The organism is Vallitalea pronyensis (genome assembly GCF_018141445.1).
Lineage (GTDB): Bacteria > Bacillota > Clostridia > Lachnospirales > Vallitaleaceae > Vallitalea > Vallitalea pronyensis.
The window spans coordinates 4,348,458-4,367,679 of record NZ_CP058649.1; the positions used below are offsets into that span (position 1 = coordinate 4,348,458).

26 protein-coding genes and 1 other RNA gene are annotated in these 19,222 nt (G+C 32.2%); 5 read left to right on the forward strand and 22 right to left on the reverse strand.

From position 1 onward, the window contains the following. Positions 1 to 21: 21 nt before the first annotated feature. From HZI73_RS18170 to HZI73_RS18180, 3 genes are all read right to left on the reverse strand, one after another. Positions 22 to 516, reverse strand: a complete 495-nt coding sequence (locus HZI73_RS18170; RefSeq protein WP_212694789.1) for a hypothetical protein — start codon at positions 514 to 516, stop codon at positions 22 to 24. Then, a complete protein-coding gene (locus HZI73_RS18175) occupies positions 509 to 1,009 on the reverse strand; it encodes an RNA polymerase sigma factor (RefSeq protein ID WP_246552208.1) in 501 nt (166 codons plus the stop codon). Before HZI73_RS18175 ends, HZI73_RS18170 begins: the two co-directional genes overlap by 8 nt. Positions 1,010 to 1,156: 147 nt before the next feature. After that, positions 1,157 to 2,275: an aldo/keto reductase gene (locus HZI73_RS18180; protein ID WP_330619582.1), complete on the reverse strand. Its 1,119-nt coding sequence runs from the start codon at positions 2,273 to 2,275 to the stop codon at positions 1,157 to 1,159. 262 nt (positions 2,276 to 2,537) lie between these two features. Here HZI73_RS18180 and HZI73_RS18185 point away from each other — a divergent pair, with 262 nt between their 5' ends. Together HZI73_RS18185 and HZI73_RS18190 are read left to right on the forward strand one after the other, a co-directional pair. Beyond that, positions 2,538 to 2,867: a winged helix-turn-helix transcriptional regulator gene (locus tag HZI73_RS18185; protein WP_212694791.1), complete on the forward strand. Its 330-nt coding sequence runs from the start codon at positions 2,538 to 2,540 to the stop codon at positions 2,865 to 2,867. A gap of 84 nt (positions 2,868 to 2,951) precedes the next feature. Further along, entirely contained in the window at positions 2,952 to 3,260 is a 309-nt protein-coding gene (locus tag HZI73_RS18190) for a hypothetical protein (RefSeq protein ID WP_212694792.1), read from the forward strand. A gap of 100 nt (positions 3,261 to 3,360) precedes the next feature. Here the strand turns inward: HZI73_RS18190 and HZI73_RS18195 are convergent, their stop codons facing one another. The 6 genes from HZI73_RS18195 to HZI73_RS18220 all read right to left on the reverse strand — a co-directional run bounded on the left by HZI73_RS18195 (position 3,361) and on the right by HZI73_RS18220 (position 8,685). Beyond that, positions 3,361 to 5,505, reverse strand: coding sequence for a tetratricopeptide repeat protein (locus HZI73_RS18195; RefSeq protein WP_212694793.1), 2,145 nt, complete (start codon positions 5,503 to 5,505; stop codon positions 3,361 to 3,363). Between the two features lie 226 nt (positions 5,506 to 5,731). Further along, positions 5,732 to 6,571, reverse strand: a complete 840-nt coding sequence (locus tag HZI73_RS18200) for a pentapeptide repeat-containing protein (protein ID WP_212694794.1) — start codon at positions 6,569 to 6,571, stop codon at positions 5,732 to 5,734. A gap of 27 nt (positions 6,572 to 6,598) precedes the next feature. Continuing rightward, positions 6,599 to 6,994: a DUF6188 family protein gene (locus tag HZI73_RS18205; RefSeq protein ID WP_212694795.1), complete on the reverse strand. Its 396-nt coding sequence runs from the start codon at positions 6,992 to 6,994 to the stop codon at positions 6,599 to 6,601. 80 nt (positions 6,995 to 7,074) lie between these two features. Then, the gene (locus HZI73_RS18210) at positions 7,075 to 7,551 is read right to left on the reverse strand and encodes a hypothetical protein (protein ID WP_212694796.1); all 477 of its coding nucleotides are present in this window, start codon (positions 7,549 to 7,551) and stop codon (positions 7,075 to 7,077) included. A gap of 213 nt (positions 7,552 to 7,764) precedes the next feature. Continuing rightward, the gene (locus tag HZI73_RS18215; RefSeq protein WP_212694797.1) at positions 7,765 to 8,211 is read right to left on the reverse strand and encodes a GNAT family N-acetyltransferase; all 447 of its coding nucleotides are present in this window, start codon (positions 8,209 to 8,211) and stop codon (positions 7,765 to 7,767) included. A 297-nt stretch (positions 8,212 to 8,508) separates the two neighbouring features. Further along, positions 8,509 to 8,685, reverse strand: coding sequence for a hypothetical protein (locus HZI73_RS18220; RefSeq protein ID WP_212694798.1), 177 nt, complete (start codon positions 8,683 to 8,685; stop codon positions 8,509 to 8,511). Between the two features lie 63 nt (positions 8,686 to 8,748). On the opposite strand from HZI73_RS18220, the gene HZI73_RS18225 reads away from it, so the two are divergent. Further along, positions 8,749 to 9,312 (forward strand): cupin domain-containing protein, encoded by a 564-nt coding sequence (locus HZI73_RS18225; protein WP_212694799.1) that lies wholly within the window; start codon positions 8,749 to 8,751, stop codon positions 9,310 to 9,312. 260 nt (positions 9,313 to 9,572) lie between these two features. Here the strand turns inward: HZI73_RS18225 and HZI73_RS18230 are convergent, their stop codons facing one another. After that, entirely contained in the window at positions 9,573 to 9,914 is a 342-nt protein-coding gene (locus HZI73_RS18230) for a hypothetical protein (protein ID WP_212694800.1), read from the reverse strand. A 160-nt stretch (positions 9,915 to 10,074) separates the two neighbouring features. Here HZI73_RS18230 and HZI73_RS18235 point away from each other — a divergent pair, with 160 nt between their 5' ends. Then, positions 10,075 to 10,386, forward strand: coding sequence for a hypothetical protein (locus tag HZI73_RS18235; protein WP_212694801.1), 312 nt, complete (start codon positions 10,075 to 10,077; stop codon positions 10,384 to 10,386). A gap of 122 nt (positions 10,387 to 10,508) precedes the next feature. On the opposite strand, the gene HZI73_RS18240 is transcribed toward HZI73_RS18235, so the two are convergent. The 10 genes from HZI73_RS18240 to HZI73_RS18285 form a co-directional block, all read right to left on the reverse strand. Further along, positions 10,509 to 10,874 carry a nuclear transport factor 2 family protein gene (locus HZI73_RS18240; RefSeq protein WP_212694802.1) on the reverse strand — a complete coding sequence of 122 codons (366 nt, stop codon included), beginning with the start codon at positions 10,872 to 10,874 and terminating at the stop codon, positions 10,509 to 10,511. 324 nt (positions 10,875 to 11,198) lie between these two features. Beyond that, positions 11,199 to 11,819 carry a helix-turn-helix domain-containing protein gene (locus HZI73_RS18245; protein ID WP_212694803.1) on the reverse strand — a complete coding sequence of 207 codons (621 nt, stop codon included), beginning with the start codon at positions 11,817 to 11,819 and terminating at the stop codon, positions 11,199 to 11,201. A gap of 199 nt (positions 11,820 to 12,018) precedes the next feature. Next, positions 12,019 to 12,543 carry an NUDIX domain-containing protein gene (locus HZI73_RS18250; RefSeq protein WP_212694804.1) on the reverse strand — a complete coding sequence of 175 codons (525 nt, stop codon included), beginning with the start codon at positions 12,541 to 12,543 and terminating at the stop codon, positions 12,019 to 12,021. A gap of 91 nt (positions 12,544 to 12,634) precedes the next feature. After that, complete coding sequence (locus HZI73_RS18255; protein ID WP_212694805.1) at positions 12,635 to 13,096, reverse strand: hypothetical protein; 462 nt, start codon at positions 13,094 to 13,096, stop codon at positions 12,635 to 12,637. 195 nt (positions 13,097 to 13,291) lie between these two features. Further along, complete coding sequence (locus HZI73_RS18260; protein ID WP_212694806.1) at positions 13,292 to 13,798, reverse strand: HIT family protein; 507 nt, start codon at positions 13,796 to 13,798, stop codon at positions 13,292 to 13,294. Positions 13,799 to 13,895: 97 nt separating this feature from the next. Further along, on the reverse strand, positions 13,896 to 14,717 hold the full coding sequence (locus HZI73_RS18265) for an alpha/beta fold hydrolase (RefSeq protein WP_212698860.1): 822 nt from the start codon (positions 14,715 to 14,717) through the stop codon (positions 13,896 to 13,898). Continuing rightward, the gene (locus HZI73_RS18270) at positions 14,704 to 14,952 is read right to left on the reverse strand and encodes a hypothetical protein (RefSeq protein WP_212694807.1); all 249 of its coding nucleotides are present in this window, start codon (positions 14,950 to 14,952) and stop codon (positions 14,704 to 14,706) included. Before HZI73_RS18270 ends, HZI73_RS18265 begins: the two co-directional genes overlap by 14 nt. A gap of 250 nt (positions 14,953 to 15,202) precedes the next feature. Continuing rightward, the gene (locus HZI73_RS18275; protein ID WP_212694808.1) at positions 15,203 to 15,637 is read right to left on the reverse strand and encodes a VOC family protein; all 435 of its coding nucleotides are present in this window, start codon (positions 15,635 to 15,637) and stop codon (positions 15,203 to 15,205) included. Positions 15,638 to 16,001: 364 nt separating this feature from the next. Continuing rightward, positions 16,002 to 16,883: a phosphotransferase family protein gene (locus HZI73_RS18280; protein ID WP_212694809.1), complete on the reverse strand. Its 882-nt coding sequence runs from the start codon at positions 16,881 to 16,883 to the stop codon at positions 16,002 to 16,004. A 261-nt stretch (positions 16,884 to 17,144) separates the two neighbouring features. Continuing rightward, on the reverse strand, positions 17,145 to 17,486 hold the full coding sequence (locus HZI73_RS18285) for a winged helix-turn-helix transcriptional regulator (protein ID WP_408648286.1): 342 nt from the start codon (positions 17,484 to 17,486) through the stop codon (positions 17,145 to 17,147). A 106-nt stretch (positions 17,487 to 17,592) separates the two neighbouring features. Between HZI73_RS18285 and HZI73_RS18290 the strand changes: the two genes are divergently transcribed. Beyond that, positions 17,593 to 18,168, forward strand: a complete 576-nt coding sequence (locus HZI73_RS18290) for a flavodoxin family protein (protein WP_212694810.1) — start codon at positions 17,593 to 17,595, stop codon at positions 18,166 to 18,168. Between the two features lie 99 nt (positions 18,169 to 18,267). On the opposite strand, the gene ssrA is transcribed toward HZI73_RS18290, so the two are convergent. Together ssrA and smpB are read right to left on the reverse strand one after the other, a co-directional pair. Further along, positions 18,268 to 18,626, reverse strand: a transfer-messenger RNA (tmRNA) gene (gene ssrA, locus HZI73_RS18295). A 64-nt stretch (positions 18,627 to 18,690) separates the two neighbouring features. Next, positions 18,691 to 19,152: an SsrA-binding protein SmpB gene (smpB, locus tag HZI73_RS18300; protein WP_212694811.1), complete on the reverse strand. Its 462-nt coding sequence runs from the start codon at positions 19,150 to 19,152 to the stop codon at positions 18,691 to 18,693. Positions 19,153 to 19,222 lie beyond the last annotated feature (70 nt).

Consider the following 19,222-nt stretch of genomic DNA (forward strand, 5'->3'; position numbering starts at 1 on the left):
TTTCATTAAATGGATATTTTTTTAATGTCTATGATTCAAGTAGATTATATCGACCAGAATATTATCCTCTCCAGTACCACTAGACGAGTATCCAGATATATATTTACCAACTTCAAATTTTATTGTAATGGTGTCACCAGCTCCTGCTGCGAATTCTGTATTTTCATTTGTCCTATACCATTTGTCTCCTAACCTAAAGCGCATACCATCTTCGGATACTTCTTCTATTTCCCCTGAAATATTGACTTGTACTTTCGTCATAGGACCTTCGGGATTCTTATCTGGATGATTATAGGGTGTGATTTGGGTGGATTTGTATACATACATACTAGCTATAATCACCGTAAACAAACAAGCTACAGCAACAATTTGTTTGGTGTAACGCTTGAATAGCATTTGATTTTTAGCATGGGGTTTGTGCAACGCATCTTTCATGGCTAGGGATGTTCGGCTTATTAATTGTTTACTTGGTATCATACCCTCATAAACTTTTCTAATTCGTTCTTTTTCATTCAAGATTGGTCCTCCCTCCTAAAACCCTTTTTAATTGTTTTCTCCCTCTTAACAGATGTGTTTTTACTGTAGCTTCCTTTATTGTTAATAGTTCAGCAATCTCTTTTACAGAATACCCTTCATAATAATGTAAATAGATTACTCGACTGTATTTCTTAGGTAGTGCTAGAACAGCTTCATACAACTCACTTTTTTGTGTTATTGTATTTTTTGTATCGATTATATCCTCATGAAGGACTGTTCTTTTTTTAAAATAGGATGACAGAAAAATACTTTTACTGCAATTAATGGTCACCCTTATAAGCCATGCTTTCAGGTGGTTTTCACTGTCAAAGACTGGTTTCTTCTTAATAAGTCGTAAGAATACCTCTTGAAAAACATCTTCTGCATGGTACTTATCTTTTGTCTGGGAATAAGCTATTTTATAAACCGTGTCGGCATATTTGTTCAATATATAATCAACATCATCATCCGTACGCAATGATAGATGGGGCATATAATCTCCTCCCTTCACTACTAATACTATTGACGACTGCTTAAGGTTTCATTCTTTTTAAAATTAGTGGATTGGACATCCTATAAAAAACCCTTCTTCATAATCAACATTAAGAAGAAGGGTTCAAGCATTGTGTATAATCTCATTTTATACAGAAACATTTATGATGTTTTTATCTAACCATTCAAGTCTTTTAATAATGTCTAAATGTTGTGTACATAATGCTTCACATTTACCACACGCTATACAATCTATTGGCATGGTTTTATCGTTTTTAAATGCATTATTCTTTGTCATATTGGCATAACTTTCTTTTACACCGTCAATACCTTTTAGTACTTTCATATTATACAGATTCATGAACTTAGGTATATCGATATCCTTTGGACATTTTTTACAATACTGACATGTGGTACATAGTTGATTCATATCCCCTTGTAATTTTGCTTTTACTTCTTTTATTTTACCCTCAGATAATATTTCAAGGTTTTCTACAGCTTTCACATTGTGCTCCACTTCTTCAATGGTACCCATGCCTGCTAAGGCTACGGTAATGGCCTCATGTGCAGCATTAAACCGCAATGCAGCTTGCATCACACTTTCGTTCTCATGTTCTTTGAGGAATGAAAAATAATTTTGATTCTGAGGTATTAACCCTCCACTTAGAGGATTCATGGTTACAACACCTAACCCTGCTTCGTGTGCAGCTTGGATTCCTTCTTGACGGTATGGAAAATTGATAATGTTATACCCTAACGTAACACCTTCAAAATATCCTTCTTTCATGATTGTGGCTATTTCCTTACCAGTAGCATGTGTGGACACAACAATATGTTCAATTAAGCCTTCTTCTTTTGCTTTTAGAGCACCCCAGTATGGTCCTCCTTTTGCAATGACTTTTCTATAATGATCCAAATTCATCACACACCACATATGATGAAAATTAATTTTTTCAACACCAAATCTTTTAAGAGATTTTTCAATTCTTCTTCGAACTGCATCTTCGTCTGGGTCACTACCCATACCACTTTTTGTGGACACATAAAAAGGATTTGGCATAGCTTTAAAAGCTTCACCCATAATATCTTCGCTACGATCATCGCAGTAAAATGGAGCCGTATCAAAGTAATTAATCCCTAGCTCACTTGCTCTTCGAACAACCTTTGCTCCTTCTTCTATGGAATAATCCTTTGGAAAACGCATCCCCCCAAAACCTATAGCAGAAACCTTCTTACCTGTTCGACCATAATCTTTATAAATCATCATTTACCTCCTGATCATCTTTATTAATATGTAGACATTTGAATAAGACAAGCATTAGCACCATGATCTAGAATGACATACTAGACCCTATGTATTCATTCATGAATCATGTAGGTTAAATAAATTTAAATAGTTTATTCATGACTATCACCCCGTTAAAATAATAAGATATTACATTGACACTATACCATGTTAGCTTTATTATGAAAAGTAGTTACATTAATATCATATAGTTACAAAAAGGTTACTAATTGGAGGTATTAACATGTGTACGCATTTAGAAGCAAAAGATACATTAGAAATTGAATGCTCCATTGAGAAAGCATTAAGTGTTCTTGGAGGGAAGTGGACATTTTTAATCATTAGAGATTTATTTTGTGGGAAGAGACGTTTTGGAGAATTGAGAAGGTCCCTATGTGGTATCAGTCCTAAAACCCTATCATTGCGCTTGAAAGAGCTTGAAACTAAGGGTATTATCGAAAGAACAGCTTATCCTACTATTCCTCCAACCGTGGAATATGCACTGACAGAGAAGGGGAAAAGTCTAAAGAAAATCATTAAGGAAATGAAATTATGGGGTGCTAACTGGGGATAGAGTAAAACTTGTCCTAAAACATTAACCTTTTTACACCACACTTAATATAATATTATATAACAAAAAAAGGTGGTGAAAATATTAATGAAGGACTGTTGTGATTACAAAAAAAAGATTAAGCTTAAGTTAACGACATGTGATTGTTGTGTAGCTACTCTAACAAAACTCATCGAAAAGCATTTTGAAGAAGGCGATATTATTGGCATAACTTTTATTGACGAAGGCGTAGCTTCAATTGCTACAGGTGTATTTGTAGAAGTCTGTAATGGTGTGGTTATTATTGATGACTTACTCTTAGAAGATACAACAAGTTTCATCCCATTATGTGATGTGTCAAGTGTTGAAAAAGGCATTGTACCTACTGGAGACCCATTAACTGTTACCTTAAAATAGTATAACTTAAATGTTGGACAAACCCTGCTTATAAAATCTGTGCCAAATCACATATAAACCTCCTCCTTTGTTTCGTTCATTGATAAGGAGGAGGTCTTTATTATTGTGATATTCCTATAGCTGTTAAGTTAGTTTCTAGGGACGGCTTAGTCACATGAATGTCTGGCTCTATACCTACCCCCATGATATTATTCTCTCGCACATTCCAATAGTGATTCACCACAAAATATACAGATTTTTTATTGGGTTCTGTAAAGGACCATTGCCCTACACCTTTTCCATGGCTACGCTGTCCCACAATCGTTACATTATCTAAAAAAGTATCTAAAGCAAGGGCTAGAAGTTCTGATGCACTGGCACTCTTTTCATTAATGAACACATAGATATCCTTAAAAGCTACGCTTGATTCGCAAGTTACATAGGGATAAGAAGTCCCCATCCTGTCAATGGATGAACAAACGGTAACACTTGGCAACAAGCTATCCAGCATATTCACGGCTGTTTCAGTAAGTCCGCCCCCATTATCCATAACATTTAGAATGAGGGTTTTATCCTTTGTATCTTTTATCTTATCAATAAACTCAATGAATAAGTGGTCTGTATCTGTATTAAAGAAATGAATGTTTACCAATATTGTATCATCATTGATATATGTCATATCAATACTACTGGATGTATCTTGGAAAAAATGATCATATATGTCCCCATAAATATACATGGAATAAGGGTCATCTTTCTTGACCAAAGAGTAAAAGAGTTTTTCAGTATCTTCATAAGATAAATCATTTCCGTTCAGGGCATCATGCTTATACGCTCCACTAACATTATTGTATAGATAGTGATCATGTATGATGGATCTTACAATATTTTCAGAACCACTTTGTAATAAATCAATTGTGGCTTTTAGTGTTAATGCGTTATAATCATCTAGGTTATAGTATAAACATTCATCAATATAGGCTTCTGCCTGTTCATAATCCCCTAATAAATAATAATTCTCTGCTAAAGCATAAGCAAGGCGGGATTCTTCCATTCCACGTTTTTTTGCTACATTCAAATAATCAATGGCATTTGAATAATGGTCTTTTTGTTGATAGGCATATGCAATCATTTCAGGTATCTGGTAAGAATCTTTCAAGTCATCCATGACGCTTAATCCATATTCAATAGCTTTTTGATAACGCTTGGCGGATAAATAAGCATACATCATATTAACACTATAGGTATCCTCAAGGGTATCCATGGCTTGATGCGCTTTATCAAAATAGGGTATTGCTTCTAAATACTCTGTTTGATCAATTAAAATATTTCCCATGGTATTATAATTAATAGCAGAAGGCTCCTTGTCTATAGCTGCTTGCGCATACTGTATGGCTTGCTCCTTATCGCCTATCTTGGACAGACTAGAAGATAACCATACATTTACCAAGGACTCCTCTGGAAATGTATCATAAGCCTCTTCAAAAGCCGCAACTGCTTCATGATATAAACCTAAATCATGATAATATATACCTATATTTAACCATGCTTCTAATGACTCTGGAAACTTAGCCCTTACTTTTTTATAAAAAATCTCAACTTGATCACGATTCTCTATAAACTCCATGACATACCCCTTCATGTCATATGCATCAAAATCATCTGGGTGATTTTCCACTACCTTCTCCATGATGTTGTAAGCCTTTATGAAATTATCTTGGGCTAAGTAACAGTTAACCAGTTCTATATTGGCATCTAAATCGCCGGGTTCATAAGATAAGTATTTTTCGATTTTTTCTATTGCACTTTCATAATCGTTGATGGCAAAATATGCCATACCTAGTTTAAAATAAATATTGCTACTGTAATATTCATCTATCTGAATAGCCATTTCATATTTTTCAATGGCTTCTTCATATTTTTCTAATCCAAAGTAACTATTACCATAATTAATACATTGGTCCGCATCAATCTCTTCTATTTGATGGGCCTTTTCTACATATTCTAAGGCTTTTTCATATTGACCCATTTCATTATACGCCCAGCTAAGATCATTAAATATTACATACTCCTCATACCCTGCTTCTAACGCTTGATTAAAAGATTCAATGGCTTTTTCCGGCTCACCATTTTCAACAAAATCTTCACCTTGTGCCTTAAATGTATACGCTTTACTAAATGCAGCATAATTTCTTACCAGTGTTGTAACACCTATTACAATGACTATAAGAAATAAAGCTAGTAATATCTTGCCTTTTCTTGACATAGCTATTCCCCTTCTTTTTTGTCATCCATATGGTTAAACGTTGTAAGTAAAAAACTCCAAAGCCATTTACTTCAAAGTTATTATCATATTTATACTCTCATGATGACAATTTAAGTGATATATCATTGATGACAGAAGTAGTGCTTGACGTTCTTCCCATCAAGCACTACATGCATTATATCATATTTTTATTATGTTTTCTATTGCACTTTTTCCCATTTACATATCACAGATTATGTTTTATAAGCTCTTTTAACATGTCTAATTCTAAGTTGGGAGCTTCAAACCAATGGGCCTCATACTCTTTAAATCCAATATTATTTAGGATTTTATCATATGCTTTTATATATGCTCTACTCATCTTATGTAAGTTAGTATTGATATTAGCCTTAACATTTCCCATATATTTATCTAATGATATTTCTTCTTTAGGCATGCGGTATGCGTCTACTTTTCCATCAGATATTATTATTTGAATTAAGCCCTTCTTCTTAACCAATTTCATAATGGTTACCCCTGGTTCATCATCAAAACATACCCATCTTTCCCGATATACTATATTTGATTGATAGAAATCAATAAGTGTCTTTAGAACTTTTCTTGGTGCATCATTGTTAAGATAATTTGAAGCATCTATCTCAATGCAGTATTTATGTGCATATAAATAAAGAGAAAACCAACCATGCTCAATGCACTGTATGTGAAATCCTATGGTTTCATCGTCTCTTAATAAGTCAAAATTCTCACCAGTTATGATTGTATCATAATAACTAACATGATTAAGTGTTAAGTCATTTATCTGAGCAAAACTAAAATCTGTTCCATCCATTAAACAATTGTTGAATTCTGTTTTTTCTATACTGGTATAGTTAAAATGACAAGACTTTAGATTACAGCTAATGAAATCTACATGTTGAAATACGGTTCCAGAAAAGTCTACATTAAAATAACAATTCTTAAATTGCATGTATTCAAGGTTTTCATTAATTATGTTACCTTCTATATCCATACCATCATAATCTTTTATACCTGATTTTATTTTAGTTAATAATGCGTTTGCCTTCATTATACCAATCCCATTATCTCTATTTACCTATTCAAAAAAACAAACTTTTCCTCCTGGTGCAGATACAAGTTGAAAACCTTTTTCATCGGCTAGAGTCCAACTTTCATACTCAGTGCTATTACTAAATAATTCAAGGTATAATCCATTACTAAAATGAATAAGCAAATCGGATACTGGAGGAATACATTCTATATGTTGAATAGCTTGTCCCTTTAATAAGTCAAGTAATTTCTTATGTGTTTTTTTATGGGTTTCTTTTGAATTGTATTCGCTACAACCTACTACAATGGTTTCGTTATCTCTTAGTCGCCAAGAACACTCAATCATTAACGTGACATTTTCCTCAAAAATGAAAAGGGGATACCTATCGTTTATCTCGATGACTTTTTTATGGATAAATTGATCTAGAGTAAAATTATACATACTTACCACCTACCAAGCTTATTATTTATCTGTATTTTTTACAATTTTGTATGTCTTTATTCTCTTGGAAGTATTAATCATTAGATCTTTTCTTTTTCCTCTTGATTTAATGTCTCAAGCAATTGGCAATCATCTTCTAATAATAAGCATGTAACAAGATCCAAGTCTTTTGCTACATGATCTAACTTATGATTAAGCGCCTCAATACCATCAGCTATCCTTTTTAGATTTTCATTATTCTCTATTTCTCTCATTGTCTGTTTCTCATGTTCATCTAATACGGTTAGACCTTTGACCCACGCATTATAATTAAGACATATCCGAGAATCAATATCGTTCTGGTCTTGCTTTAAGAACGGTTGTGGCGTCAAGGTTCGAGCATGATTTTCAATAATGGTACCATTAATCCACTTAGACCGTTTTATAATATTTGCAAGATGTTTTGTTTGTACCAGTGAACCAAATATTTGACTTCCTTGTAATATAGTGTCCTCAGAGATATCACTTTTTTCTTCCATGACAATTTCATTCGGTTTACCTTTGAATATACTCTCCACGTAATACCCCTCCCAATCTATCAGATTTGCTATCTATCTTATGGTATCAATAAATAGTCTTCAATTATATATCGGTAAGAGGTACATGGTTTATTAACGATATTGTTTTCCTTAGAAGGTCATCTCGTATTATAACCCTCTAATGAAAACAGTATGTTATTATTCATTTTATCTTCTTTCATTATTTTTTTAGTAAACGAATCTAACATTTGTTTACAGCGTTTTTATCATACATAGGCTATTGTTATTTCCCACATAGGGAGGATAATTGTCTGTTACTTCATAACCAAGCTTATGATACAATTTAATAGCTTCATCTTGTTTATCGCCTGTTTCTAAAATCATGTATAAGAAACCTTTTTCCTTGGCCAATGTTTCTAATTCTTGAATGATTAATTTGGCTAAGCCCTGTTTACGATATGCTTCTCTTACAAATAACCGTTTTAACTCCACTTTCGTTGTGTTATATGCCTTAAATGCACCACATGCTACGGCTATTCCATCTTTCTCTATAATAACCACATCGTTAATCTTATCTAATTTGTTATACGCATTATACGTTTTTTGAAGCTCACCATATCGCTTGTAAAGATCCTCATCTAACAACTTAACAAGTTTTAAAAAATATTCATGATGACCGTCTGTATGTATTACTTTCAAGTTTTGAACCCTCCAATCTAAAAAAGTTTATCTGGCATGATATTTATTATATGCTAACAAATATTATTCTAATATGCAATCATAACTTATCATTCCCATGAATCATGTTTGTGTCAATGAAATAGTTGATAAATCTTCCTTGTATTTAATAGGGAAATTTATTTTACTTGAAAACATTTATGTTCTGTATACATTTAATATGAGATTTGGCTTACAAAATAATTTATAGTATAATTATCTTATTAATTTACTGGAGGTGTATTATGGATTACGGTTTTTCATTAAGCTATATTGGTATTATAGGTTTCCTTTTAATTCCCATATTATTGCTTTTGTAATAATACGATTAACATAGGCTAAGATAATCATCAGAGCTATACAAAACGTATATCTCTCATCAATAATCACAGCAGCATAAGGTTTTTCTTTATGTATGAATAAGCGTTTTAGTTGGGTATGAATAGTGTAATCCATACGATTTATTGATGCACATTTGTTCAGTACATATCATATTATACTGTGAAATCATAAAAAGGAATGAGCATCATATATAAAGTTTTTTTACCCTATGTATTTCCTTACTGGGTTCCCATTCCATATAATATGCATGAACCATATGCTACTCCTTACTCGGTCAATACACAAGCATATAACAGATACAATAGAAGAGGATTTAGGCGCATTAAAGATTATGGCCCAGAACCATTTGTTGTTAACATTGATGAAGCTACTATGGATAATAATACTTTCCGTTCCACATTATGGACAGGTGAAAACCTTCAAGTTTCATTAATGAGTATTAACGTAGGCGAGGACATTGGTTTAGAAATTCATCCTACAGTTGACCAATTTATACGTGTTGAACAAGGTGAAGCGCTTGTTGAAATAGGTGACCGTAAAGATATGTTATCTTTTCAAGAAGAAGTCTATGATGACTATGCTATTATGATACCCGCTGGAAAATGGCACAATGTAACAAATATCGGTAACAGTCCACTCAAAGTGTACACAATCTATGCACCACCTGAACATCCACGTGATACAATTCATAGAACCAAAGCAGATGCTGAAGCCGCTGAAGAAAACCATGGCCATTATTAATTTATGATTTATGGTTCTCGTGTATAAATTTTTATATGATTTAAACATAGGTTATTCACTCTTAAAAGGTGGTAAGTGATATTTGCCACCTTATTTTTATTTTGTACGAGAGTTTCTTAATTAATCATATGAAAATAGAAGTTTTTTTATAAGCTTCTAGGATATTTTGTTAATGAGACAACTTGCTTATTTTATCAAATTCCTACTCCTTTAAAAATATGCCTAACGCCTACTTTAATACCATTACAAATACTCTTCATTTAATCTGCAAATAATTTCTTAGCAATCAATAACACATAAATGCCAAGTAGCCGAATAATTAAACTAAACAGAGCATATAGATCGCCCATAATTATTGCAAAAAGACATACGACAGCATTTAGAAGTAGTGTTATTAGTGCAAACATGAATCCAATTCTTATTCGCATAAGTAGTAAAATAGCTGATATAATTTCTAGAATAGCCATTATTACGCTATAATAGGTTATATACGTAATAGAAATTCTATATATACTATCTGCATTAAATAAATGGCGATAACTCAACCACGACATATTGGGTCCAATAACTTTTATTAGTCCCATAATACCGCCAACGAGCATATATATTACAAGAAAATAAAATATTAATTTTGTCCTTTTCATATTACTCTCCATATTTTTACACGTTTTTTCCCCGGAGCTAAAGTTGTAGCATAGTATTTCAGTTATTGTCTTGCTTTTATTATCACCAAAAGATACAATATATTAGGGGTGATAAATAATGAATAACTTTAAAGATTTTTTCACATTAGGTAAGCTTTCAGTCTCATATGTCATGCATAAAATTTTTTATATTGGTATTTTAGTTATAGCCTTCAAAGCTTATCTATTTGCAAAAGGTATTTATCTTACACATACCTACATGAAAGGAATTGAATTTGTTCAAGATGGTCAACATTTGTTTACTTCAACAGAAGTACCCAATAAACCATTGGCTATATTTGGATTTATCATTTTTTTCATAATCGTTCTTGTTATATGGAAATTTATTTGTGAATTGCTAATTAAATTCTTTAGTTACTTTGAGTCATAATTTAGGTAGTTAATCTCCTAAATTAATTCGTTTAAAAACTACATTATATTTTTAGCCGAATAATTTGCCCATCTTAAATGGGCAATTTTATTGTAATTCTCATATATTGTTATAAGCGTTTATTATGTTGACGATACCCATGAAGTAAATAATTTAGAAATGATCTTCCACTCATTTTCACTTCTCTGAAATTGAAAATTATTTATGAAGTTAAGTCCTAATAAGTTATTTTCCTTCAAAGTTGCCCATGCAATATCTTCTACTACATTTATTTCAGTAATTTCGCATTCATATGATTCATCAGCAATTTTACCATCTATGGTTTCAAAAAAACTATTCGGTGAACTAATTTCTAATTTTACATCAGGCAAATCACCACTCATTATAGCATTCTCAGCAAAAAGGCTTTTAAGTAACGATGAATCTCCTGTACGACTACCTTTTATGTATAGATCTATAATACTTTTAATTTGTAATTTTTCGTCCATTTCATTCCCTCCAATCTAAATCTTCATCTAAGCTGTTAACATTTTTCTCTAACATCAAAACCTGCAACGATCTACTTTCAACTCCTGATTAAACATCTAGGTATTAGTGCTAAAAAATTCATTTGTAAATATTAATAACCTCCATTCTTTTTTAATATTCAGTATATTAGTAATCTTATAGTATCAAAATACTTACTTTAAATCAAGTAAAAGAATCTATCATTAGATAGACTCTTTTTTATGTGTTAATTGTATGTTTAATTATATAATAACCATAGTACGACCTATATTAAATTTTATCCTGTAAATAGTAGAACATTATTCTTAAATACGTTTGTGATTTGTTATATTATGTTTAATGGTAACAGTTATTATGATACTCAATAGTAATACAATGCCATATAATAAAACAAATAATTTTATTTCAGGTGGATTAGATGGATATGGGCGGATGGGGTAGCCTTTTATTAAATCAGTAATTATTGATATTGGTATAAAGATAAACAATGCAATATTCGCCATTACAATAATAACGGGTATATGTACTGATGAACAAATTGCTTTGCCAATAAATAATGCTGCAATACCAACAATCTGGATAATCATTCCAACCGCAATGGATTCAAGTTCTTGATTCGCATCCCATCCCCCTATAGCAATTAATAACCCAACTGCAATAAAGAATATCGAAGTAATAAAAAGAATTTTTGCCGTAGTGTAATTGTTATCTGAATCGTTATTCGTGTGCTCAGATTCTTTTAATAAGTAATCTGTTGATACCAAAAAAAACTCGCTCATTAAAACTATTTTATTTAATTCTGGGATTGAATTGTCCAATTCCCATTTAGAAATAGACTGACGAGATACATTCAATTTTTCTGCTAGTTCCTCTTGTGACAAGCCCTTAGATTTTCTGAGTTGTTGTATTCTTTGTCCTAAACTCATATATAGAACCTCCTTATATTTAATGCACTTAGTATACCAATATCTACAGTTGCACTCTAGCAATTAGGTCTTGAAAATCCGCAACTGACAGTAGCAGGCTTTATCTATCCCTTAATCTATCCCCTAGAATATTACGTTCCATTATCTTTCTTATCATTCATGTACTTTTTAATTTTTACAATAATAGTTACCATTAATATCAACCTAGTAAACTTTCTCCACGCCAATCATCTATATGCTGCCAGTTCATTATAGGAACATTGTTTTTAGTCGTAACTGATCCAAGAATAATCTTATTATCCTTTTTGTTCTTCTTGTTCTTAAAATAATGCTCTAAGGTCGTTCTTGTAGTAAATGTCATCTTTTTCTGGAATAAATCACCACATACATCAACCCAATATAATTCACCCTCATTACACTCTATAACATTAGTTTTATCTGTATGACCAAAATAAATATATTGTATTCGCATTTCTAAATCATGTCTCCTAAATACAATATATTTAAGTTCCAGATTTGATAAATGTTCTTCACGTAATCCAGTTTCTTCTTCAATCTCACGTAAACAAGCAACTTTGGGTAAGTTCAATTCTTCTTGCTCTAGATGACCTCCAATTGCTGCCCATATACCGGGTGCAAATGCTCTTTTCTCATCTCTTTTCATCATAAGCACCTTGTCAGAATTAAAAATGAATGCTGTAGCACATGTTCTTAATTTTATCATCGTAGACCCTCCAACAAATTGTTCTATACGTATATAGGTCAAGTACTATTTGACCAGAAAATTCTGCAATGTGGTTACTACTCTGTGCATACTACCACGTTATGTTGAAATTGCCCTTCGCTTCTTTTCCAATAAGAGCAATCTTAATTCTCTTATCTCTACTCTTAACACTTATAACTCTACAAAATTCATGTATTTCTACAGGCCCATTACTTTCTTCTTGCAAACTTTCTTTTTCTTCTTTATATTCATCTTCTGATAGATTAATACTAGTAATAACATTTCCTTGAGAATCTCTAAATTGAACCTCAATTGCTCCTTCAGTAATTAAATAATTATACTGGAATTCATATTTTTTTCCTTCTTGAGTACTAAACGATCTAATATCTTCCCCATCTAGCTTTGAAAATTCCATCATTATTTTCCCATATTCTGATTCCTCTACTAAACCCATATGATTTGCAAATGCTTCAAATTCAAGAGTCTCTTTTCTACACCCAGTTAAAACAATCATAAAGACTAATAAACAGATTATTGCTTTTTGTAATTTCATATAACCTCCAAAATCATTATTCCTTAAACATTACTAAAAAATATTATCGACTAGTAACTAGCCTTTTTACTAAATAATACCTTACCTAATAGTACATTGAAAAGTTGCTAAAGTTATATATGTGTTAATGGATTTGGGTAGCTTGACTCACTATTAATCTTTCAAAAGTATAAAAAACAATTAATTTTCCTAACCTTATTGTATCATTTCTTTCATTCGCTGTTTATAAAGTTCTACTGTTTCATGATAATCCATAAGAATGCCTTCTTCTCTGACAAAATTTCCATAGCCTATGGGCTCTCCCTTTAATCGAGGTAAAAGTTGAAAATGTAAATGATTTCTTTTACCATCACATATGGTGCACATATATACTTTTACTGCACCTATAATTTCTTTATGAAGTTTAATGATCGCATCTGATATTTTTAATATATGTACACCTAAGTCAAGTGGCATTTCAGAGATATCTTCATAATGTTCTTTTGAAACTATAATCGTCTGTCCCGTGGCTCTAGGGTATTTTTCAAATTGACACCTTACTTTTTCATCTTCATAGAAAATTAATCCATCATCAGGAAATATATCTCCATGTTCAAAATTATGACACCCAAAGCATATGTTATTTTCTTGTAATTCCCTTATTTTTAAACCCCTTTGTATTAGGTCTTTCTTATCATTTTCTGATAGCTCTTTAACATACAAATTATATCACCTCTCCACAAAATTATTAATTGTCATTGTACCACAAGTTATTATTAAAGTAATATACTGCTTACATGATGTTGGTCTATCAATTAAATTACTTTATTGTTTCATCATGAATTTCTAACATTATGTCTGAGAATTTTTCTTTTTCTACTAAATGCGGTTCATGAGCTGACTCTTCAAACCAGTAAAACTCCTTCCTTGGTGCTTTTATCATATGATAATATTCCTCTATAAGTGTTGATGGTGTATTATAGTCATATCTCCCAGCACAAAAATAAACGGGTACCTCAAAGGTAGTATATTTTTTTCTAAAGTCTGCTTTTTCTCTGTTCATAAATAATGTATCGATTGAATACAAATTACCTAATAAGAATTTAATACCATCTATCCATGAATATTCTGGTGATAGTAAACTACCTTTAATTATTTCATTTACTGTAATAACTTCTATTTCAAACCCACCATATTTCTTTAACCATTTCCTTTGAACAAATGTATCTTTTCTACTATCTTTATATGGCGGTTCTCCTAGCTCTTCTAGTTCAGTTAATGCCTTCTCATTCTGTTCCTCAGTTGCTTTTTGTAATACATATTCATAAGATAACCTTTCTCCATCAATATCATCGACTACTTGTCCTATACCAACATAAGCTATAACCTTTTCTGGTACACTTTGAATCGTTTCTATTCCCAGTACCGTTCCCCATGAATGCCCCACTACATATACTTTTTCTTTATTAAATCTATGACATAAATAATCTATAAGTGCGACTGTATCTTTTTCTAACTGTTTTTGAGTCATTGTATTATCATCAATATTAAATGCATACGATTTACCTGACCCACGTTGGTCCCAATTGACTACAACAAAGTTCTTTTCCAACTGACTTTGAAATTTCCTAGCATAACTTATAAAAGAATAGCCTGGACCACCATGAAGAAATAAATATTATGGGATTATCTATATTATTCCCTCTTATCATAATCGATTGATTAATACCGCCAAGCTCTAACTTAGATAATTCAGCAATACTACCCTTTATTACTCTATAATGTTCATCTCTTATTTTAGGTGTATAAGTTGGAAAAAATATTATCAAAATTACGATTAAAATAAAAATTATTTTCTTCTTATGTTTGAAAATCATTATAATTAACTCCTATTACATTTTCTGCCACACTCATTATACCATAGATGAGCGAAGGAAAATATACTGTTAAATGATCCACTGGTCACCCCGACCACCGTTACCTCTCAAATCTATAATAAAAACTTATTCCTTTTAGGTTTTAAGCAACTTTAAGATCGTGCACATGCTGGACACACACAAAAGAACCTCGTATATTTTTTATACGAAGTTCTTTTGAAGATTTCTTAACTAAATGACATTGGTTCACCTACAATCCCTTTTTTTCTTCCCAAAGTCGTATGCGTTCTTCATGACTCACTTCTTTATGTATTTGATGCAGCATCCATTGATAGCCGAAAGCGTCAGTAAATATGGCATTAGAAACTCCATAATCAGGTATATCAATCACTGATTGTACCTCTATGCAGCCCAAACTTATTGCTTTTGAAAATGTTTCTTTAATGTCTGGGACTAGGATGTTAAACCAAATTGTATTGGGCCTTTCTGGGTTTGGCGCATTCAACCCAAACTTCGGGTTTTCATCCAACATATGAAAGTGTACTCCGTATAAGGTAAAAATAACTTCGTTTTCACCTTTGGGTAAATTTGAAACCTCAACACGCTTGATATCAAATATTTTTTCGTATAATTCCAATGCTTTCAAACTCTCTGTAACAACCATATCAATTTCTACGCCAACCATTACAAACACTCCTCGCATAATATAAAATTCTAGCCGGTTGTCCTACCTTATACAATGTCGTAATTATCTTTTAATTTATTATAGCATAAGCACTATGCTGATGCAATTTTGCACTCTTTATTGATTACAGCTGATTAAATATGAGATCAAAAAGAAGCCGACTACAATAATAATCGACTCCTTTCGACAAAAGAAATTTCCTAGCATAACTTATAAAAGAATAGCCTGGACCACCATGAAGAAATAATATTATCAAAATTACAATTAAATTAAAAATTATTTTCTTCTTATGTGTGAAAATCATTATAATTAACTCCTATTACATTTTCTGCCACACTCATTATACCACAGATGAGAGAAGGAATTAGAAATGCTTGAACGAATCAATATAAATGCTTTGGTTTGATTCAAAATTTTCAATGATTAATTGCTTCAAGTATTCAGAGTACGCATCCCATTGTCCACTACGCTCAGCCCAAGCGATTTCGGAAGCTGCATTGATTAAGAAGGACTTATGCAATAGGTCTTTTTCCACTTTGCCATCTGGATAATACCCTTCTAGATATGCTTTCACAAAAGCAGTTGAATTCTTTGTCATTATAGATTTTGGGAAACTCGTTGTATCAACTATAAAATTAATAGTCCGTGCAACATCATGTAATGATGATCCTATGGAAGGCTCAGCCCAGTCAATAACTATGAGATTTTCATCTTGACACATTATGTTGTATGGCATAAAATCCCCATGCAACAAAGAAATTTTATTTGGTATTTCCTCCAATAACTCTTTAAGCCATGTATTGATCTCTGTGGGCAGCGACTGATTCCTATTTAAAAATTCTCTCATAAATTCATTGACATAACTTAGACTTTCCAGTTCTTGAGAGATTTTTTTATTATGTAACTTTCTATGAGCACTTCCAAAATGCTTGGCATAGTGACTAAAATTTTCAGGATTCTTATCAATTACATCTTGAAACAGACTTCCAGAAATTTCTTCCATTGTATAGCCATGCCTTGAATCTAAATATACCTTATCAAAAACCTTAGGAGTAAAATCAGCTGTTTCTCCCATAAATTTAGCTATTTTATATTCTGATTCAAACTCATTTACATCATACATGTCCTTTTTAATAAGCTTTACTACTTTTCCTCCTCCAATGCTAAAGACCTCAGATGTTTCTCCTTCTCCAATTTTGAACACAGCTTTCTCCTCCATTCTATACAATTTCATTGCCTTTCTCATATCAACTGTTACTTATGCTCTGATACAATCGCAAAAAATAATGTATTATTGAACCCTATAATAACATTGTCCATATCCAAATAACCCTATTATTTATGGTATTGTTCACCTCAATTAATCCTAAACTCCGACTTATATCATATTATACAAAATCCACCTCAATCATTCCTAATTGTGATGGATTTTTCTAGTGGAGGTGAGGCTTGGTGTTCCACAGTTTTTCTTCACCTATATTTTCTTTATGGGCCTTTAACAATAATTCTATATATTCGCATTATCATTGATGTACGGCTGCCCCCATTTGCACATTTCTGTTAAAATAGGCATAAGGGAAAGACCTTTAGAAGAAAGGGAATATTCTACTTTTGGAGGTATTTGAGGATATTCCTTGCGAATAATTAAACCATCATTTTGTAAATCATTCAACTGCTTACTTAGCATTTTATGTGTTATTCCATTTAACAATCTTCTTAACTCCCCATAGCGTAAAACCTTACGAAGTAATAATAAGAAAAGGATTCTCATTTTCCATTTTCCTCCGATCAATGATAATGTATATTCAAAGGGTTCAGTATTAGCTTCAAAATTTCCATTTAAAATGATGAACACTCTCCTTCTATATAGTACCTAACTAAAAAGTGCATACTTACTTTGTTAGTTATTTTATTATATGATGAAGATGAAGTCAAGATGTAGAAGGAGAGATTTGATGAACAAAAATATACTTGTAGTAACAGGAAGCCCGAGAAAAGGTGGAAATAGCGATATACTGGCCGATAGTTTTATCACACAGGTTCAAGAAAGAGGATTTAGCGTTCAAAAATACGAGGCTGCTTTTCATAACATTCTGCCTTGCAAAGCATGTAATGCATGTTGGAGTAAAGATCATCCTTGTTTTTTTAACGATGACTTTAACGTATTTTCGACTATGTTAGAAGCAGCTGATGTAATAGTTTTTGTCACCCCCTTATATTGGTATGGGTTTTCTGCACAAATAAAACTTGCTATTGATAAATTTTACGCCTATGAAGTTCCTCAATGCCCAAAACCACTTAAGATTAAAGAAAGTGCATTTATTGTATGTGGATCAAATCCTAGTGAACAAGGTTATCAAGGTATTATCCAAAGCTACAAGGATATATGTGCCTTCACTGGTTGGAAAAATCGAGGTGTTTTAGTTGTGCCAGGAGTAACAGAAAAAGGTGATGTACGTAAGAAAAATTATTTAGAAAAAGTGAAAAAGTTGTGTGATAACTTTAAAAGTTCCACAGAAGAAGTAGAATAGAAGATTAAAGTATTTGAAAACGACATATAAAGGCATTTTCAACCCAGAACTTCTATGTAAAAATCCACCACAATCATTCCTAATTGTGGTGGATTTTTCTAATGGAGGTGAGGGGAATTGAACCCCTGTCCGAAGACCCATCCATTCGAGTATCTCCCATTACAGTCGTTATACTGACATTCCCTCCATCTAACGCCTAACGACAGGCTTTAGACTTTAGTAGCTTCATCATTCTTCATCTCCCTCAAAGCTTTGGGAGTGAAGTTCCCCGTGACTTTTGGTGCCTCACCCTTAGCTACGGGTTACTAAAGGGAGACATGCCGCCTAATTAGGCAGCAAATGCAAAATTATTATTTTTTTCTGCGTTTAATTTAATTACCAGGTTGATGACGCAGGCCCGGAGATCTGCGAATGGCTGCTCAAACTTCTGATGCCCCCGTCGAAACCAGTACACCCCCGTATATATAATCTGTGTTAGGTAATAACCTAACCAGCAGATAGCATATGGGTTATAGAATGCTTCTACAGGTTGCTTATTTTAAATTTCTTTTCAGCTTCACGGCGTTGATCTTTCTTAGCAATATCTTGACGTTTATCGTATTTCTTTTTACCTTTTGCTATACCTATTTCCATTTTCATACGACTGCCTTTTAAATATACTTTTAGAGGCACAATGGTATAACCTTTTATGGTAACAGCACCATGAATTTTATTAATCTCATAACGATGCAATAACAACTTCCTGGTCCTTAAAGGGTCCTTATTAAATATATTCCCCTTTTCATAGGGACTCACATGCATATTGATGATAAAAAGTTCACCATTTTCATATTTAATGAAGCTTTCTTTAATACTGCATTTTCCCATTCTAAGAGATTTTACTTCTGTACCTACGAGTGCAATGCCTGCTTCGTAAGTTTCTTCAATAAAATAGTCATGTCGTGCTTTTTTATTTTGTGCGATTAATTTATAATTATTTGCCATTAGTATCACCTTTATCACTTGCCGTGAAATATATTATAACATAAAACGTTATTAATGCAAGTGTAATTCA

Coding starts and splice junctions, on each gene's coding strand:
- HZI73_RS18175 (WP_246552208.1), bottom strand. CDS start 1,009: ATGCCCCATCTATCATTGCGTACGGATGATGATGTTGATTATATATTG.
- HZI73_RS18270 (WP_212694807.1), bottom strand. CDS start 14,952: ATGATTTTCAAACATAAGAAGAAAATAATTTTTATTTTAATCGTAATT.
- HZI73_RS18220 (WP_212694798.1), bottom strand. CDS start 8,685: ATGGATTACACTATTCATACCCAACTAAAACGCTTATTCATACATAAA.
- HZI73_RS18255 (WP_212694805.1), bottom strand. CDS start 13,096: ATGAAATTACAAAAAGCAATAATCTGTTTATTAGTCTTTATGATTGTT.
- HZI73_RS18225 (WP_212694799.1), top strand. CDS start 8,749: ATGAGCATCATATATAAAGTTTTTTTACCCTATGTATTTCCTTACTGG.
- HZI73_RS18290 (WP_212694810.1), top strand. CDS start 17,593: ATGAACAAAAATATACTTGTAGTAACAGGAAGCCCGAGAAAAGGTGGA.
- HZI73_RS18180 (WP_330619582.1), bottom strand. CDS start 2,275: ATGATGATTTATAAAGATTATGGTCGAACAGGTAAGAAGGTTTCTGCT.
- HZI73_RS18280 (WP_212694809.1), bottom strand. CDS start 16,883: ATGAGAAAGGCAATGAAATTGTATAGAATGGAGGAGAAAGCTGTGTTC.
- HZI73_RS18240 (WP_212694802.1), bottom strand. CDS start 10,874: ATGGACGAAAAATTACAAATTAAAAGTATTATAGATCTATACATAAAA.
- smpB (WP_212694811.1), bottom strand. CDS start 19,152: ATGGCAAATAATTATAAATTAATCGCACAAAATAAAAAAGCACGACAT.
- HZI73_RS18230 (WP_212694800.1), bottom strand. CDS start 9,914: ATGCTCGTTGGCGGTATTATGGGACTAATAAAAGTTATTGGACCCAAT.
- HZI73_RS18200 (WP_212694794.1), bottom strand. CDS start 6,571: ATGAAGGCAAACGCATTATTAACTAAAATAAAATCAGGTATAAAAGAT.
- HZI73_RS18235 (WP_212694801.1), top strand. CDS start 10,075: ATGAATAACTTTAAAGATTTTTTCACATTAGGTAAGCTTTCAGTCTCA.
- HZI73_RS18205 (WP_212694795.1), bottom strand. CDS start 6,994: ATGTATAATTTTACTCTAGATCAATTTATCCATAAAAAAGTCATCGAG.
- HZI73_RS18275 (WP_212694808.1), bottom strand. CDS start 15,637: ATGGTTGGCGTAGAAATTGATATGGTTGTTACAGAGAGTTTGAAAGCA.
- HZI73_RS18185 (WP_212694791.1), top strand. CDS start 2,538: ATGTGTACGCATTTAGAAGCAAAAGATACATTAGAAATTGAATGCTCC.
- HZI73_RS18195 (WP_212694793.1), bottom strand. CDS start 5,505: ATGTCAAGAAAAGGCAAGATATTACTAGCTTTATTTCTTATAGTCATT.
- HZI73_RS18250 (WP_212694804.1), bottom strand. CDS start 12,543: ATGATAAAATTAAGAACATGTGCTACAGCATTCATTTTTAATTCTGAC.
- HZI73_RS18245 (WP_212694803.1), bottom strand. CDS start 11,819: ATGAGTTTAGGACAAAGAATACAACAACTCAGAAAATCTAAGGGCTTG.
- HZI73_RS18190 (WP_212694792.1), top strand. CDS start 2,952: ATGAAGGACTGTTGTGATTACAAAAAAAAGATTAAGCTTAAGTTAACG.